The organism is Type-F symbiont of Plautia stali, assembly GCF_059731105.1.
Genome location: NZ_AP035909.1, coordinates 2,249,816 through 2,266,586, shown reverse-complemented (window position 1 = coordinate 2,266,586; position 16,771 = coordinate 2,249,816). Strand labels below are relative to the sequence as shown.

Genomic DNA, 16,771 nt, shown 5'->3' with positions numbered 1-16,771 from the left:
GCTGTTACCCCTGAACCGTCACCGCTGCTGCGCTGGCAACGGCACGCGAAATTGCCTCATCCGTCGTCTCACCGCTCGCCAGCGCCACGCCTAAACGACGCTGACCGCTGATCTCCGGCTTACCGAACAGGCGCAATTGCAGACCGGCACCCAGCGCCGCTTCGACGTTGACGAACTGCACATTCTGGCTGGTCAGTTGCGGCAGGATAACGGCCGAGGCGGACGGACCATACTGACGAATTGCGCCAACCGGCAGACCCAGGAACGCCCGCACGTGCAGCGCAAACTCTGACAGATCCTGCGAAATCAGCGTGACCATGCCGGTATCATGGGGACGCGGTGACACTTCACTGAACACCACCTCATCGCCACAGACAAACAGCTCGACGCCGAACAGACCATAGCCACCCAGCGCCTTGACCACCTGCGCGGCAACCTCCTGTGCCCGCTGCAGCGCCACATCACTCATCTGCTGCGGCTGCCAGGATTCGCGGTAGTCGCCATCTTCCTGACGATGACCAATCGGCGCACAGAAATGGATGCCGTCAACGGCACTGATGGTGAGCAGGGTGATTTCAAAGTCGAAGTTAACCACGCCCTCTACGATGACGCGACCGGCTCCGGCGCGGCCACCCTGCTGCGCATAGTCCCAGGCGCTGTCGAGCTGGCTGGCGTCACGGATAAAGCTCTGGCCTTTGCCGGAGGAGCTCATGACCGGTTTTACGATGCACGGAAAGCCAATCTCTGCGGCGGCTTCGTCAAAGCGCGCTTTGCTGTCGGCAAAGCGATAGCGTGAGGTCGGCAGGGATAACTCTTCCGCAGCGAGGCGACGAATCCCTTCACGGTTCATGGTCAGCCGTGCGGCACGGGCTGTAGGGACCACGCGCTGGCCCTGCTGCTCCAGCTCAACCAGGGTATCCGTGGCGATAGCCTCAATTTCCGGCACCACAAAGTCAGGTTTCTCCTGCGCGATTAACGCAGCCAGGGTCGCACCATCCAGCATGTTGATCACATGGCTGCGATGCGCCACGTGCATGGCCGGGGCATCCGGGTAGCGATCGACCGCAATCACTTCCACACCCAGACGCTGACACTCCAGCGCCACCTCTTTACCCAGTTCACCCGAACCCAAAAGCATCACACGTGTTGCCGCCGGACGCAGCGCCGTTCCGAGAGTTGTCATACATTCACCTAAGCAGTCAAAATTCGCGCGCAAGTATAAACGAAAACGTTTGCTTTCTCACCCTTCGTCCATACAACGCCGCCATTTGCCTTACTTTTCCCGCTCTGACGTTTCCTGACAACCCTTTCGCCAGGATAGCAGGCTGACATCGTGAACAGGAGCGGATGATGAACAACTGGTTGCAACAGATTCAGTCGGTACTGGCGAAGAAGGGCGGTGACGGTAAATCGGGCGGAGGCCTGAGCGATATGCTGGCACCAGGCGCGCTGGGGGGGCTGGCCGCAATGCTGATCAGCAGTAAGTCTTCCCGCAAACTGCTGACGAAATATGGCGGCCAGGCGCTGATTATCGGCGGCGGGGCGGCGGCGGGTGCGGTACTGTGGAACAAATACAAACAGCGGATCAGCGACGCGCATCAGAATGAACCGGACTTCGGCGTGTCGCAGACACCGGTCGATCTGCGCGCTGAGCGTCTGGTCACGGCGCTGGTGTTTGCCGCCAAAAGCGACGGACACATCGACGATCAGGAGCGTGCCGCTATTGAGCAGAATATTCATCAGTCCGGCTACGGTCAGGATGCGGAAAAGCTGATCCAGAAAGCGATGAATCGCCCGCTGGATCCGCAGTGGCTGGCCGCTGACGTGAAGAACGAGGAAGAGGCGCTGGAGCTCTATTTCCTCAGCTGCGCCGCCATTGACGTCGATCATTTCATGGAACGCAGCTACCTCTCTGCGCTGGGTGACGCGCTGAAAATCCCTCAGGATGTCCGCGACGGCATTCAGCAGGATATCCAGGCCGAAAAAGCCCGTCTTCCGGCCAGTTAACTTCTCCTGGCGGGCCTCAGAAGAGGCCCCGCCTGCCGCCGCTTCCTCGCTGCCCCCTGGCTTCCCGCCACTTAAGTGTTACGCTTACAGATCATGACGTTCACGGAGACGGATGGATGAAAGCTCCCATTGCAAAAAAAATTCCTCATGAAATGACGCTGCATGGCGAGACGCGCGTCGACAACTATTACTGGCTGCGCGACGATAAGCGCGAAAACAGTGAAGTGCTTGATTACCTGCGTGCCGAAAATAATTACGGCAAAAAAGTCATGTCGTCGCAGCAGCCGCTGCAGGACCGGGTATTAAAAGAGATCATCGACCGGCTGCCACCGGAAGATCATTCAGTGCCCTATGTCAAAAACGGCTACCGCTATCAGAGTCGCTATCAGAGCGGCAATGAGTATCCGGCCTATTACCGGCAGCCTGCGGCGAGCGAGGAGTCGGCGGAGTGGACCCTGCTGCTGGATGCCAACCAACGCGCGTCACACAGCGACTTTTACACCATGGGCGCGCTGCATATCAGCCCCGACAACCGCGTGATGGCGCTGGCCGAGGACTTTCTCTCGCGCCGCCAGTATGGCATCCGCTTCCGCAACCTTGAGAGCGGCAGCTGGTATCCTGAAGTGCTGAGCAACGCCTCCTCCAGCTTCGCCTGGGGTAACGACTCCCGCACGCTCTACTACGTGCGGAAACACCCGCAGACGCTGCTCTCTTATCAGGTCTGGCGACACGAGCTGGGATCGCCGCAGTCTGATGATCAGCTGGTTTATGAAGAGCAGGATGACACCTATCATCTGAGCGTCCACAAGACCACCTCAAAGCAGTTCATCATGATTGCGCTCTACAGCACCAACACCAGCGAGATTCAGCTGATCGATGCTGATTTCCCCGATGCGCAGCCGCATGTGTTTCTGCCGCGCCGCCGCGATCATGAATACAGCATCGATCACTACGAGCATCAGTTCTTTATCCGGTCTAACCGGGAAGGCGAAAACTTCGGGCTCTATCGCAGCCGTTATCTGGATGAATCCCGCTGGGAGACTCTCATCCCGGCGCGTGAAAACGTGGTGATGGAAGATTTCCAGCTGTTCCGCGACTGGCTGGTGGTTGAAGAGCGGCAGCGCGGCCTGACCAGCCTGCGCCAGATTAACTGGGCCAGCGGCGAAACCAGTGGCATCGCCTTTGACGATCCCACTTACGTCACCTGGCTGGCTTACAATCCGACGCCGCGCACCAGCAAACTGCGCTACGGCTACTCCTCAATGACCACACCGACCACGCTGTTTGAGCTGGATATGGACACGGGTGAGCGCCGCATCCTGAAGCAGAGCGCGGTCAAAGGGTTCAACGCCGATGATTACAAAAGCGAGCACCACTGGATAAAAGTCAGCGATGGTACCGAAGTGCCGGTGTCGCTGGTCTATCATCGCAGACACTATCAGCCCGGCCAGAATCCAATGCTGGTCTATGGCTACGGCGCCTATGGCAGCAGCATGGATGCCGATTTCAGCGTCAGCCGTCTGAGCCTGCTGGATCGCGGCTTTGTGTTTGCCCTGATTCAGGTGCGCGGCGGCGGGGAGCTGGGGCAGCAGTGGTATGACGGCGGTCGCCTGCTGAACAAAATGAACAGCTTCACGGATTTTATCGACGTGACTAATGCGCTGGTGGCGCGCGGGATAGGGCATCCGGAACGTCTCTACGCCATGGGCGGCAGCGCAGGCGGCTTACTGATGGGCGGGGTGATCAACATTGCACCGCAGCGCTTCCATGGCGTTGTGGCGCAGGTTCCTTTTGTGGACGTGCTTACCACCATGCTCGATGAGTCGATCCCGCTGACGACCGGCGAATATGATGAGTGGGGCAATCCCGGCGATCCGGAGTACTACCGCTACATCCGCCAGTACAGCCCCTATGACAACATTGAGGCAAAAGCCTATCCGCATCTGCTGGTCACCACCGGCCTGCACGATTCGCAGGTTCAGTACTGGGAACCGGCCAAATGGGTAGCGAAACTGAGGTCGATGAAAACCGATAATAATCTGCTGCTGCTCTGCACCGATATGGATGCCGGACACGGTGGCAAGTCGGGGCGCTTTAAAGCCTATGAAGGGATCGCGATGGAGTATGCCTTCCTGCTGGGGCTGGCGCAGGGCACCCTGCCCCCGGCAGAGGATTACTGAGGCTCAGTCAGGTATTTACGCAGCGCCTGCCGCAGTGGCGGGCGCAGATCGCTGACGTTATCCAGCATCCACTTCAGATAGCCCGGATCCTTACGCGCCACCACCGCAATCGCCTGACCACGGTATTTGCCGAATGGCAGAATGTCGTCGCGCTGGGCCGCCGGTTGTGAGCGCACAATCATCTCGGAGGCGTTCCAGCCCGAAGTCTCCATAATGCGGATCAGCAGGGCCGCCGTCACATAGCAGTCATAGAGCGCGCGGTGCGCATGCAGATCGGCTGGCGGGGTAACATCCAGCTTCAGGGAATGACGCAGGGCCTGGTTGCCATATTTAATGCCCGGCCAGAGCTGACGCGCCAGCTGCATGGTGCAGATCCATTCGCCAAACATCTCCGGCAGCATCCGGCGATCAAAGCTGGCGTTATGCGCCACATAGAAGGCACTGCCGTAGTAGCGCGGGATCGCCTCTTCAATGGTCGGTTTTCCGGCGACCATCGCTTCGGTGATGCGGTGCACGGCCATCGCCTGACGGCTGATGGGGCGGTCAGGCAGGATGAGATCGCTCATCGGATTCACAATCTGGCCATCGACCACATCGACTGAGGCCACTTCCACCACGCCACCCTGCAGGCCGCAGGTTTCGGTATCTATGACGCGAAACATCATTGCTTCATCTTCGGTTCATAAGGGAGGCGTGACAGGCTCAGTGACGCCTGGCGGTAATGCATCAGACGCTGACGAAACCAGTCACGCAGCGCTTCGGGCTGCTCCTGCGCCACCATTTCGGCAACCACCGGCATGTTATAGCGCTCTTTAAACGCCACGCCCGCAGCCGCTAAATCGACGTTTAACTTATCTTTCTCGTCCTGGGACAGCAGGGCAAGGTTATGGCTCATAATATTCTCCTGATGACAGGGGGCAAAAGTAATGTTTTCGCCGGTCTGAATCAAGGATTAAGGATCGCATTGCTGGCCTCGACAGTGCAAATGCAGCAGCGTATCCTTTTGCCTCGTTTATCGCCCTGGCTGCGGCTAAAAGGATGATCTGATGCAGAAAAAACACATTTCCCGCATGGTTATTACGCTGGTGGCAGCCGGTACGATGGCATTCAGCTCGCTGGCAGCTGCGCATGCCCATCTTCGCGCATCCACGCCGGCGGCCAAAGCAGAAGTAACAACCGCTACCGATGCGCTGACGCTGACTTTCACTGAAGAGATTGAGCCCGCGTTCAGCGGCGTTACGCTGCTTGACGATCATCAGAAGCCTGTTGCGACGGAGAAGGTGCGCGTAGCGTCCGGCCACAAAGATCGGCTGATTGTCAGCCTGCCTCAGCCACTGAAAGCGGGGCGCTATCAGGTTAACTGGCATGTCCTGTCGGTGGACGGACACAAAACCGCAGGAAGCTACCGCTTCAGCGTGCAGTAAACGTCGTGATGACCCTCTGGCCAGCGCTGCGCGCGCTCCATTTTGCTGCCGTGATGCTGCTGACCGCCAGCGCCTGCTACAGCGCGCTGCTGGCACCAGAACGTTATCGTCCACAACTGGCGCGGCGACTTAATCCGCTGATACACGGAAGTGCGTGGCTGGCCCTGATCAGCGCGCTGGCGATGCTGGCCTGCCAGAATGTGCTGATGAGTGGCGACAGCGCCAATCTGCTTCAGCCTGACGTCTGGCTGGCGGTGCTGGGCACCCATTTCGGTGCGGTGTGGCAGTGGGAAATCGTGTTCAGCGTGCTCGCCGTGTCGGCGTTATTACTGACCGCGCAACTGCGCCAGCAGGCCTTACTGCTGGCAGGCGTGCTGCAACTGGCCTGTATGGCCCTGACGGGGCATGCCGCGATGCGGGAAGGCTGGCCTGGCCTGCTGCATCAGATCAACCATGCGCTGCACCTGATTGCGGCAGCGTTCTGGGTGGGGGGACTTGTTCCGCTTCTGCTGCTGATGCGCGAAGCGCGCCAGATCGATCGCCGCACCGATGCGATCCGCACCATGATGCGCTTTTCGCGCTACGGTCATCTGGCGGTCGCGTTAACGCTGCTGACCGGCGGGGTGAACAGCCTGATGATCCTGGGCTGGCCGCTGACATGGCACGAATCCCGCTATAGTCTGTTGTTGCTGGGGAAAGTGCTGCTGGTGGCCCTGATGGTGGGAGTGGCGCTGATTAACCGTTACTGGCTGGTGCCGCGTTTCCGCGTCGCGGGTAGCGGCACCCAGCAAAAATTTATCCGCATGACACAGCTCGAACTGCTGCTGGCGTGTGGCGTGGTTGGGCTGGTCAGCGTGTTTGCCACGCTGTCGCCAGCCTGAATGTGATTTAAGAGAGAAAAGGGCAGTTATGTTGCTGAAGAAAGTGGTCCCCGCAATCCTGTTATTATCTGTATGCGGCCAGGCGCTGGCGGCACAAATCATTACCGTCAGCCGCTTTGAGATCGGTAAAGATAAGTGGCCGTTTAATCGTGAAGAGGTGATGCTGACCTGCGAGAAAGACGGTGCCATGTTTGCCATCAACCCTAGCACGCTGATGCAATACCCGCTGAACGACAAAGCGGATGCGCTGTTTAAGAGCAACCAGGTGAAAGCGCAGCCGATCAGCGTGATCCAGAGCGAGGATAAAGCGCATCCGGGCCAGATGATGAGCCTGCAGCCGATTGTTGAGCGCACTCAGGCGCTGTGCGGTAAGTAAGCCTGCCGGGTGCAGCATCACGCTGCGCCCGACTGTTTTTTGCCGTTGCGATCACAAACTGATCCTGTTTATGGCCCTGTGCCGTGCCTCAGCTGGCAATTCCTCCGCGCTGTTCTAATCTTAAGTTGCAAGGCGTTATCGCCTTCATAAATGCCAACTTTTAGCGCACGGCTCCTTGAGAGCCATTTCCCTGGACCGAATATAGGAATCGTATTCGGTCTTTTTTTGTTTAATTTATATTGAATTTTTCATCGGTGCGAAAAATATCCCGAACCTGTCCTGTTCAAATTATTCCCACCACTTATTTCTTACCCAATATATTGAGACGCTTTTTCGTTATAACAAAGTTATTTTTAGCGAAGAGTTTTTGCGCAAAATACTCCCCATATGCCACCTCATACCCTCGCCTGACAGACCTTAGTATATCGTGAAATGTTCAACGCATATGGCATAACCTTGCCCCGCTTTCTGCCCTCTGTCGTATTGACAGAAATTTTTCAGGCGACTGAGACCCACGTCTCACTTCAGGTGAAGATGGCTTCACAGCATCTCTGCCGACATTATCTGCGCTGGCTCAAGCTGTTTCACCCGTTGGCGCTGCACGACCCGAACGTTCCGCAGCGGACAACGAAGTCATCAGTCAGGCATCTTTAAAGATAAGGACATAGGTCTGATCAGACAGAAGAGGCACTTAGTTTTAAAGGTGTTCAGGGGGAAAGGGAAGGTGTGCGATCAAAGTTTGGTGATAAGCTATCAGGTAATGATCGTTTTATCTTCCTGTGGCACTATAAAACAGCCATTGTCATAAACGAGGGATTGAGTATGACTTCAGGAACAGCAGCGAGGCAGGAACCCGGACGTTACTATACATTTGAGTCGAGATTGCCTGAGGGCGTTTTTTTTGAGTTTCGTCCCAGTCATTTGCCCCGAAACGCAAAGCCTGTAACCGATGAAACCAGTGGTATGTGTATCGGATACACGGTCGCACAGGCTCCGGGATTATGGCAGATTTATGATGTCCAGGGGCATTTTGTCAGGCTGGAAGAAGCACCACTTGAAACACCATTATTTGATCCAACTGATATTGCCCTTTTTGGATTAGGGGTTTTCCGTATTCTTCGAACGGGACGAGTTCTGTTTGAATCAGGGGCACGTGCGGCACTTTCAGCAAAAATTAGTCAGGGTACGGTATCTCTTTTGCGAGGGCGGCTAAAATTTGGTCTGCATGCGCGCAGTCTCAAAATGACGGAAGCAGCCGCAAAGCATATGTACGATCCTGCTCGATATGTTCCTTTGCAAATTCAGGAAAAAACTATTCGTTATGGCAAGCGCATGCCAGATCCTCGTGAAGGAGAAGGAATGTTCCGTTACGAAACAGATATCTATAAATTGCGCTTCGATAAGCACCGTCGGGAGTATGTTTATCAGAAGTACAGATTTGAGGTGATTGTCAGAGAATCTGACTGGACAATATCTCATTTTAAATATTTTTATTAACTAACAGGAACATTTCCATGTTTGATCTCAGGAGTGAAGAATTTACTTTCTTAATCGCGCCTTATGAACGCGTGGTGGAGAATGAAGTCGATCCTGTTAACCATAACTGGGACTGGATAAAGTGCTGGGTAGAATTCTCGGTAAGCGGCCTTAACGTAGCGTTTAAAACGGAATTTACCGTTGGAGAATTGAAATTATTGAAAAAAGAATTTTCAGCTTTCCAGCAGGCGATAATTAATCAGCAAAAGCTTAAATCGTTCACATATCAAAGTGATATTCATCAGCTTGATATGATAGTGACAAATGAAAACAGTATTGATAGTGTCACGATTGAATTTACTCTTCGCCCGGAGCCCCATGCCGATAGTGTTCAGGTTAAAGGCAGTTTTGGCCTTGATGAAACCTATTTTCCCGATATTTTGAAGCGACTTGATGAAATGATTGAATGGCAGAATTAGGCTGATTATTCATTACATCTGTTTCCTCTCATGCGAGAGAACTGTCACCCTGAATACTGCAGGGGACGGGCTGATGCGTGATGCACAGGCCCGGCGTCCTTTTTCGGCTACGGGTGCTCGCCAGAAGGAGTCACTGCATTCTTAATCTGCCTGGTTCATGATGACCCTTTCGCTCATTTGCCGCTTTTTGCTGATTTTACTGCGCAGGTCATTAATCACTCCCCCTTTTCAGAATAATGATATTTTCAGCCTGCCCGCAGAATTATAAAATGCAGGTTTAACAGGGAGATATACCATGAAGAATGTTGTGCTAAGTATGCTTGCCAAGATTTCACAAATAGATGCAAGCACCAAACAACTCACCGCGCGCGTTGAGGCGCAGTCTCTGTTGATCAGTGCGCTGGTGCTCGCGGTAAGTAAGCAGGGCGGCGTGACGGAGATGATCGAGGGCGCGAACAAGGCGATCAACACGGTAATTGACTCCGCAGACTCAGATGAAATGCTCAAGTCTGATGCGGCGCTTCTTTTAAGCGAACTTCAGGATTTACTGATTATCTCCCGCGCGGTTGATGGCGCAGATGAAGAAATCAATCATGAGGCACTCAATGAACTGGCCGGGGTGACCTCACCCGCACAGCTTCTTCAGGAAGATAATTGATTCGTTGCCTCTGGCCCGCCGCGCGCGGGCTTTTCAGTTCCATTTCTCGTTGAGCAACGCTCTCAGATCCCTTTCAGACAGGCTGTCACCCAGGGTGAGATATTTCCGTGCAGGGCAGGGCGTTAAATGAAGCGACAGGGCAAAAAAGGCTCTGTCATTATCAAAGGAACGTTATGCAGCGCAATCAGAGACACCCATGAAACGTGCATTATTATGGCTGCTTCACTCTTTTTCAGATTGGATTGCTATTGCCGTTATTGTGGCGGGCATCTATCTCTTCATTAGCTTTGTGCCGCAGCATGCAACGCTGCTCAGTGTTGCATGGGTTGTCACCATTTCTTATCTCTATATCCGATACAGCCGCGGATAGTGATAACGTACTGCGTGTAATCCGCCCTGATTCTTAGCCCGGGAACCACCCGAAGAGGACACATTGTCGTAACGTAGCAGGGTCAGAAGCACCGCAAAACCTCATCCGTAATCGCTTCACGTTGACCATAGTCAATGTACTCTGCGAGCCTCCGCAAACGCGTAAATACGTTTATCCCGCGTATAAAAAAGCAGACTTACCCTGAGGCGGTGATATTCAACCAGGATGCGTTATGTTTTTGAAAAAAGTTATACCCTGTCTGATTTTAGCGCTGGCAAGTTCAGCTATGTCCGGCTGTGTGATGGCGGAACGTGGTCGTCATCATTATGGTCACGCTTCTGACTGGCATCATCATGGCCAATCGGCTATGCCAGATGCGTCGCAGCACATGGGGCCGCCGCCTGCGGCATCCCGGCATATGGGCCCCCCGCCTGTCCGGAACCCCTCTCAGCATATGGGCCCGCCGCCGGCACCGTCCTCTGACAGCGGCATCCATCGCTGGCATGCATAAGCGCCACGCATGTGGCACCGCCTTCACAGAATGCAACACAACCTCACTGGCTCGCACCCAAAGCTCAACGGCTAGCTTGTTATCACGGCCGTTTGGCTTATTCTGAACGTTCAATCAAATGGAGGAACGTTTATGAAAGCGGCAATAGCTAATAGTGAACACCAGGTTGAAATTGTTGAGAAGACACTGCGTCCTCTCAAAACCGGCGAAGCACGGCTCAGGATGGAATGCTGTGGTGTATGCCATACCGATTTGCATGTGAAGAACGGGGACTTCGGCGATAAAACCGGTGTCACGCTGGGTCACGAAGGTATCGGGATTGTTGAGGAGGTTGCGCCGGATGTGACCTCTCTCAAGCCGGGCGATCGCGCCAGCGTGGCCTGGTTCTTCAAGGGCTGCGGTCACTGTGAATACTGTAACTCCGGGAATGAAACGCTCTGCCGGGAGGTGGTTAATGCGGGTTATACCGCCGATGGTGGTATGGCTGAAGAGTGTATCGTGGTTGCAGACTACTCGGTCAAGGTTCCCGAGGGGCTGGACCCTTTTGCAGCCAGCAGCGTAACCTGCGCCGGCGTCACCACCTATAAAGCGGTGAAGGTCTCTGAGGTCAAACCGGGCCAGTGGCTGGCGATTTATGGTCTCGGCGGGTTAGGTAATCTCGCCCTGCAGTATGCCAAAAATGTCTTTAACGCCAAAGTGATCGCCATTGATGTGAGCGACGGCCAGCTGGCGCTGGCGAAAGAGATGGGAGCCGACCTGGTGGTGAACTCCGCCAGTGAAGACGCGGCGCGCTTTATTCAGGAAAAAACCGGCGGGGCGCACGCGGCCGTCGTGACCGCCGTGGCCAAAGCGGCCTTTAACTCGGCGGTAGATGCAGTCAGAGCCGGGGGACGGGTGGTGGCAGTCGGACTTCCGCCGGAAGCGATGAGCCTGAACATTCCACGTCTGGTACTCGATGGCATTCAGGTGGTGGGATCGCTGGTCGGCACCCGCAACGATCTGGCGGAAGCTTTCCAGTTTGCGGCGGAAGGAAAAGTGGTGCCTAAGGTCACCAAAAGAAAGATTGGCGAGGTGAATGACATCTTCGATGAGATGATCCACGGCAAAATTCGCGGCAGGATGGTGATCGACTTCACCGGTCAGTCTGCCTGATCAAAAGCACCTGACCTGATGCTGAAGCCCGCCCCGAGCGGGCTTTTTTGTGACTGAAGTGTTAAATGCCACGGGTTGTGCAGTTACCGCCTGGGTTAAAAACATTAATAAGCACTGCTTTATGTTTCATGATGTTTTTTTGGCTTGCACTTTACCGGTAACATTATAGTTTAAGAGGTGATGTCGGATTACACACAACTGAAGGAGGGTTATTTATGGCGAAACATCATCTGCTTAAATCCATTGAAATTGCAGCCATTGTGCTGTTTGTCCTGATACTGGCGTATCTGGCGATCACCGGGATTTTGTCCTCAACAGGTATGGACCACGCCTGGCCTTACCCCACTAAGTAACTGAATGCAGCACCAGGGAAAATCATCAATATTATAAACAGATAACCCCCAGCCCACACCTATGAGGCGGAATACCGGGTTACACCAGACTGACCGAAAGCAGCGTGAGCTCTTCCGTGTCCAGTGACAGACTTTTTTTCGTTTCGAACATAAACTGTTCCAGCGCCTCTTCCACATCATCCCCTTCGATAAAGGCGTGGGTGGTGACGTGATGTTCACCTTCCGGCTTAATGACGTAAGACACAAACCACTTTTTCTTCTGCATGATGCTTCTCCTTCTGATGCTATAACGCGTTGAGAGCGGGCAATCGGTCGCGTGCCATCCGGCATGGCGAACAGCGTGCTGCCGCGCTTGTCAGGGCTGATGACAGGGTTTAATCCAGCGGTGCGGGATGGAGCAGGTCGATCACATCATCGATCTCGTTACTGGCCGCATGACGATCGAGGGCGACAGCGTAGTAGCGTCCTTTACAGTAGTGCCGGGTCACCGCGACGCGATGGCCGGTATCGCTGTCCGCTTCGCCGCCGGTGGCGGACTGCAGATGGGGCGGGATCACCAGCTCACTTTCAAGTTGATCGGCTTCAATGATTAACGCGCCACCGTCGCTGGACAACAGCAGATGCTGAATGCGCATAGATTTTCCTCTCCGTCGGATTGCTGACCGGGAAAGTGTAGTTCACTCCGGCAGGTGTGCAGGGCGTAAGACGTGGTTCCCTGCTGGTCACGACATCGCAGGCCATAAAAAAGCCCCGCGAACGGGGCTTCTGAATCCATCTGTCACTCAGCTGGTCTGGTCAGCCAGCTTCGGGGCCAGAACGCGTTTACCCATCCGGATGCCGGGCTTCTCAACATATTTGTAGAGCAGCGATGCCAGCGCATAGGTCACCGGGATGGCGGAGACGCACACAATCAGAAAACGCATCAGATCGCTTTTGAATTCGATATCGGTGTGATTCAGCAGCAGCGCGATCAATGGAATGACAATCAGCAGGTGCAGCAGGTAGACCGAGAACGAGACGTCGCCCAGCCAGGTGCTGAGACGGTTGTTCAGCAGCTTACGCGGCAGAGCAATCAGCTGCGCCATCCGGCTGCCCTGTGGATACTGCCAGAGAATGGCTGTCATACCGACGATCATCAGCGCTTCCATAATCACCTGCAGCTTGATGAACCCCAGACCCATTGCCACGCTGGCAACCGGTCCCAGCAGCGCAAAGGCGACGTAAAGCAGCGATTTACGGCGGATGGCTTCTGCCAGCAGCATGCCCGACAGGAACATGTTCAGCTTAATCAGGATCATCGAAGGCATCTCAAACGCCTCATAATAATCGGCCAGCAGATAGCGTCCGGCGCAGCAGAGCACCATGATAGCGATCAGGGAGGCGGCATAGCCAAACCGCATCGTCACCAGCATGATGAACGGGAACAGCAGATAGAACTGCATCTCCAGTCCGATGCTCCAGTCAGGCAGTACGGTGTTAAACCCGTACTCGGGCAGCATGCCGAACAGGAAACTGAAGTGGGTCAGCACATTTGCCAGCGACTGGTCGGTGTAACGTGACGACTCGGTTGCCGTGCCGGAGTAGAAATGCGCGATGGTGTCACGCATCTCGCCAAACCACGGCCCGTAAATCAGGGCGATGATTAACAGCAGATAGTAGAGCGGCGCGATGCGGAAAAAGCGACGGATCCAGAACTTTTTGATCGTTGCGGCGCTTTGCCATGGCTCTTTCTGCTGTCGCTCGACATAGTTTTTCGCCATCAGGTAGCCCGAAAGCAGAATAAACAGATCGACACCGATGCCAGGGGATGAAATCAGTGTGATATGGCAGTGAATCAGCAGGCTGATATGACCTACCAGTACCCAGAGAGAGGCGATGCCGCGTAATCCCTCAAGCTCAGTTGACCAACCTCGTGTTGCAGACATAACTCTTCCTCGTTTTTATCCGACCTTCGGCGCTCACTAAGCCTCAAGGCAACAGATATGTAAACGACCCTTTACAAAAGTAAGAGGAATCTGAAGAAGAGAATGCTGAAAAAATCAACTTAAAAAGGGTAAAAACGCACAGAAAGTTAAGGGCATGCAGCCGCACACCCTTAACCATTATTACAGCCCGGAACCTCTGTCAGGCCAGTTTTAACAGGAGCATACCGGCCAGCAGCAGGCTCAGGCCAGCCCAGCCTTTGCGGTTCAGTCGCTGACCAAACAGTACCCAGCCCGCCGCGACGGTGGCGATAATGCCAAAGCCACCCCAGACTGCATAGGCTATCGACAGGTCGATCCCTTTCACCGCCTGGGCAAGCGCGCTGAACGCGAGCAGCACACAGCAGAGCGAAAGCAGCCCGAATAGACGTTTTTTAAATCCATCAGAATATTTAAGGAATATATTGGCGGCAATCTCCAGCAGGATAGCGAGTGCCAGCCAGGCCGCATGGACAAAATCAGCGATGACCATGGTTAACCTCCGCTGATGATTCGGTGCCGGTTTTGATCAGGACGATTCCAGCAATCAGTGTCATCAGGCCGCCAATCTTCAGCGGTGACAGCGACTCGCCAAACAGCTGCACGCTGAACAGCGTAATCAGCAGGATGCCGATACCTTCCCACAGGGCATAAGCCACGCCCAGGGCGATATGTTTGATGGCGAAACTCAGCAGAATATAAGAACAGGCAATCATAGCCAGCATCATCAGGTAGCCATACTGGCTGCCGCTGAGGCTGGACCATTTCATAAACAGCGTACCGATTATTTCAGTCACGATAGCAAGTGATAATAAAACCCAGGCGTACATGGGGATCTCCAGCAACGAATTAATGACGACCTGCCACGCGTGATTGCGCGCAGACTCAGAACCATATCGAAGCGGAAGGGGACTACAGGGCGTTACGCCAGTGCTTATCAGCGACGTTCCGGGCGGAAAGGAAAGCAGGGGAAATCAGGGAATACAACACAAAAAGTTTGCGCATAAAGTTTACAACGCATCCACATTGTTGCTTCTCATCAGTGGACGGAAAGTGCCTCCGGTTATCTACACGCAGGATTTATAGCATCCGGCATATCGTGAAATCAACAGCAGATGCTGCTTTGTTTGATTTTGATTAAGGTTTGATGATTTGCAGATGCAGGTTAACGGAAAACAATGTGTGGAATGGGGTGGGGAATAAAAAAAGCCGGGCAATAAGATGCCCGGCGAGGTTTAAAGTGACACTGTCACGATTTAGTCGCTGCGCTGTGGGGTGGTGCGCACAGGCGCCTCTCCGGCCACGTAGTAGGCCGCGGTGCTGCGCGGCAGCGGCTCGCGTCCACGGATCTTATCGGCAATCTTCTCACCGATCATGATGGTGGTGGCATTCAGGTTACCGGTGATGATCAGCGGCATGATGGATGCATCCACAACGCGTAATCCCTGCAGGCCATGCACCCGTCCTTCGCCATCGACGACCGCCATCGGGTCGTTGCCCATTTTACAGGTGCCGCACGGGTGATAAGCGGTTTCGCCGTGATTACGCACGAACTCGTCCAGCTCCTCATCCGTCTGACATTCAATCCCCGGGCTGATTTCACGGCCGCGATACTTATCCAGCGCGGGCTGGTTGATGATCTCGCGGGTGATGCGAATCGCATCGCGGAATTCATGCCAGTCCTGCTCATGCGACATGTAGTTAAACAGAATCGCCGGATGGCGGCGCGGATCGCGTGATTTCAGGCGCACATGACCGCGGCTGGGCGAACGCATCGAGCCGACGTGACACTGGAAGCCGTGGGCATCAACGGCATTGGAACCGTTGTAGTTAATCGCCACCGGCAGGAAGTGATACTGAATGTTTGGCCAGCTGAACTCTTCACGGCTGCGGATAAAGCCACCGGCTTCAAACTGGTTACTGGCGCCGACACCGGTGCCATTGAACATCCATTCTGCGCCGATTTTAGGCTGATTCCACCACTTCAGCGCCGGATAGAGGGAGACCGGTTCTTTACACTCATACTGCAGATACATCTCCAGATGGTCCTGCAGGTTTTCACCCACGCCTGGCAGGTCGTGAACCAGCGGAATATCAAACTGCTTCAGCAGTTCGGGCGAACCGACGCCAGAGCGTTGCAGGATCTGCGGCGAGGCGATAGCCCCGGCACAGAGCAGCACTTCACGGCGTGCGGTTGCCTTGTTCAGCGTGTTGCTTTCGCCCTGCAGAAACTCCACGCCCACCGCACGCTTACCGTCAAACAGGATACGGTCGGTGGTGGCATGCGTAATGATCTTCAGGTTGGCGCGGCCTTTAGCCTGATCGAGATAGCCGCGCGCGGTGCTGGAGCGGCGTCCCTGCGGCGTCACGGTGCGGTCCATCGGGCCAAATCCTTCCTGCTGATAGCCATTGAGGTCATCCGTGCGCGGATAGCCCGCCTGCACGCCCGCCTCAATCATCGCTTCAAACAGCACGTTGTTGCCCGCTTTTGGCGTTGCGACGCAGACCGGGCCGTCACCGCCGTGGAAATCGTTCGGGCCGATATCGCGGGTCTCCGCCTTGCGGTAGTAGGGCAGGCAGTCCAGATAGCTCCAGTCCTCTAACCCCGGCGCGCTGGCCCAGTTATCGAGATCCATGGCGTTACCACGGATGTAACACATCCCGTTGATCAGCGACGAGCCGCCCAGGCCTTTACCACGGCCACACTCCATGCGGCGATTGTTCATGTAAGGCTCAGGTTCCGTTTCATAGGCCCAGTTGTAGCGTTTGCCCTGTAACGGATAGGCGAGGGCGGCAGGCATCTGGGTGCGGAAATCAAAACGATAATCCGGGCCGCCCGCTTCCAGCAGCAGGACGCTGACGTTGCTCTCTTCGGTCAGACGGGTAGCCAGAACGTTTCCTGCGGATCCAGCGCCGATAATAATGTAATCAAATTCCATTCAT

General features: G+C 54.9%; 20 protein-coding genes. 11 read left to right on the top strand and 9 right to left on the bottom strand.

Annotation, left to right across the window (positions count from 1 at the left end; translation table 11 throughout):
* Positions 1–4 precede the first annotated feature (4 nt).
* The gene (gene purT, locus AC6I7A_RS10735) at positions 5–1,183 is read right to left on the bottom strand and encodes a formate-dependent phosphoribosylglycinamide formyltransferase (RefSeq protein ID WP_058957326.1); all 1,179 of its coding nucleotides are present in this window, start codon (positions 1,181–1,183) and stop codon (positions 5–7) included.
* Between the two features lie 167 nt (positions 1,184–1,350).
* Here purT and AC6I7A_RS10730 point away from each other — a divergent pair, with 167 nt between their 5' ends.
* Together AC6I7A_RS10730 and AC6I7A_RS10725 are read left to right on the top strand one after the other, a co-directional pair.
* A complete protein-coding gene (locus AC6I7A_RS10730) occupies positions 1,351–2,007 on the top strand; it encodes a tellurite resistance TerB family protein (RefSeq protein WP_058957325.1) in 657 nt (218 codons plus the stop codon).
* Positions 2,008–2,123: 116 nt separating this feature from the next.
* Positions 2,124–4,187, top strand: coding sequence for a prolyl oligopeptidase family serine peptidase (locus AC6I7A_RS10725; RefSeq protein ID WP_058957324.1), 2,064 nt, complete (start codon positions 2,124–2,126; stop codon positions 4,185–4,187).
* On the opposite strand, the gene exoX is transcribed toward AC6I7A_RS10725, so the two are convergent.
* The gene (exoX, locus tag AC6I7A_RS10720) at positions 4,181–4,852 is read right to left on the bottom strand and encodes an exodeoxyribonuclease X (RefSeq protein ID WP_181161900.1); all 672 of its coding nucleotides are present in this window, start codon (positions 4,850–4,852) and stop codon (positions 4,181–4,183) included. The two genes, AC6I7A_RS10725 and exoX, sit on opposite strands and share 7 nt — an antisense overlap.
* Positions 4,849–5,082: a DNA polymerase III subunit theta gene (locus AC6I7A_RS10715; protein ID WP_046101977.1), complete on the bottom strand. Its 234-nt coding sequence runs from the start codon at positions 5,080–5,082 to the stop codon at positions 4,849–4,851. Before AC6I7A_RS10715 ends, exoX begins: the two co-directional genes overlap by 4 nt.
* Positions 5,083–5,233: 151 nt before the next feature.
* Between AC6I7A_RS10715 and copC the strand changes: the two genes are divergently transcribed.
* The 9 genes from copC to AC6I7A_RS10670 all read left to right on the top strand — a co-directional run bounded on the left by copC (position 5,234) and on the right by AC6I7A_RS10670 (position 11,867).
* Positions 5,234–5,611, top strand: coding sequence for a copper homeostasis periplasmic binding protein CopC (gene copC, locus AC6I7A_RS10710; RefSeq protein WP_058957323.1), 378 nt, complete (start codon positions 5,234–5,236; stop codon positions 5,609–5,611).
* Positions 5,612–5,616: 5 nt separating this feature from the next.
* Positions 5,617–6,492, top strand: coding sequence for a copper homeostasis membrane protein CopD (gene copD, locus AC6I7A_RS10705; RefSeq protein WP_498003582.1), 876 nt, complete (start codon positions 5,617–5,619; stop codon positions 6,490–6,492).
* Between the two features lie 28 nt (positions 6,493–6,520).
* On the top strand, positions 6,521–6,868 hold the full coding sequence (locus tag AC6I7A_RS10700; RefSeq protein WP_009089760.1) for a YebY family protein: 348 nt from the start codon (positions 6,521–6,523) through the stop codon (positions 6,866–6,868).
* A 726-nt stretch (positions 6,869–7,594) separates the two neighbouring features.
* Positions 7,595–8,365 (top strand): hypothetical protein, encoded by a 771-nt coding sequence (locus AC6I7A_RS10695; RefSeq protein ID WP_230200851.1) that lies wholly within the window; start codon positions 7,595–7,597, stop codon positions 8,363–8,365.
* A 17-nt stretch (positions 8,366–8,382) separates the two neighbouring features.
* Positions 8,383–8,823 carry a WapI family immunity protein gene (locus AC6I7A_RS10690; protein ID WP_058957321.1) on the top strand — a complete coding sequence of 147 codons (441 nt, stop codon included), beginning with the start codon at positions 8,383–8,385 and terminating at the stop codon, positions 8,821–8,823.
* 295 nt (positions 8,824–9,118) lie between these two features.
* Entirely contained in the window at positions 9,119–9,481 is a 363-nt protein-coding gene (iraP, locus tag AC6I7A_RS10685; protein WP_033736214.1) for an anti-adapter protein IraP, read from the top strand.
* A 196-nt stretch (positions 9,482–9,677) separates the two neighbouring features.
* Complete coding sequence (locus AC6I7A_RS10680) at positions 9,678–9,851, top strand: hypothetical protein (RefSeq protein WP_009089766.1); 174 nt, start codon at positions 9,678–9,680, stop codon at positions 9,849–9,851.
* A 643-nt stretch (positions 9,852–10,494) separates the two neighbouring features.
* Positions 10,495–11,514, top strand: coding sequence for an alcohol dehydrogenase AdhP (adhP, locus tag AC6I7A_RS10675; RefSeq protein ID WP_058957319.1), 1,020 nt, complete (start codon positions 10,495–10,497; stop codon positions 11,512–11,514).
* Positions 11,515–11,729: 215 nt separating this feature from the next.
* On the top strand, positions 11,730–11,867 hold the full coding sequence (locus tag AC6I7A_RS10670; protein ID WP_009089769.1) for a hypothetical protein: 138 nt from the start codon (positions 11,730–11,732) through the stop codon (positions 11,865–11,867).
* A gap of 79 nt (positions 11,868–11,946) precedes the next feature.
* Here AC6I7A_RS10670 and AC6I7A_RS10665 read toward each other — a convergent pair whose 3' ends face one another.
* From AC6I7A_RS10665 to betA, 6 genes are all read right to left on the bottom strand, one after another.
* Positions 11,947–12,132: a hypothetical protein gene (locus AC6I7A_RS10665; protein ID WP_009089771.1), complete on the bottom strand. Its 186-nt coding sequence runs from the start codon at positions 12,130–12,132 to the stop codon at positions 11,947–11,949.
* Positions 12,133–12,241: 109 nt separating this feature from the next.
* Positions 12,242–12,502 carry a hypothetical protein gene (locus tag AC6I7A_RS10660; RefSeq protein ID WP_058957318.1) on the bottom strand — a complete coding sequence of 87 codons (261 nt, stop codon included), beginning with the start codon at positions 12,500–12,502 and terminating at the stop codon, positions 12,242–12,244.
* Between the two features lie 147 nt (positions 12,503–12,649).
* Complete coding sequence (locus tag AC6I7A_RS10655; protein WP_058957317.1) at positions 12,650–13,792, bottom strand: acyltransferase family protein; 1,143 nt, start codon at positions 13,790–13,792, stop codon at positions 12,650–12,652.
* 199 nt (positions 13,793–13,991) lie between these two features.
* Complete coding sequence (gene mdtI / locus AC6I7A_RS10650) at positions 13,992–14,321, bottom strand: multidrug/spermidine efflux SMR transporter subunit MdtI (protein ID WP_058957316.1); 330 nt, start codon at positions 14,319–14,321, stop codon at positions 13,992–13,994.
* Positions 14,308–14,658, bottom strand: coding sequence for a multidrug/spermidine efflux SMR transporter subunit MdtJ (mdtJ, locus tag AC6I7A_RS10645; protein WP_058957315.1), 351 nt, complete (start codon positions 14,656–14,658; stop codon positions 14,308–14,310). Before mdtJ ends, mdtI begins: the two co-directional genes overlap by 14 nt.
* A gap of 426 nt (positions 14,659–15,084) precedes the next feature.
* The gene (betA, locus tag AC6I7A_RS10640; RefSeq protein WP_058957314.1) at positions 15,085–16,767 is read right to left on the bottom strand and encodes a choline dehydrogenase; all 1,683 of its coding nucleotides are present in this window, start codon (positions 16,765–16,767) and stop codon (positions 15,085–15,087) included.
* Positions 16,768–16,771: the final 4 nt, after the last annotated feature.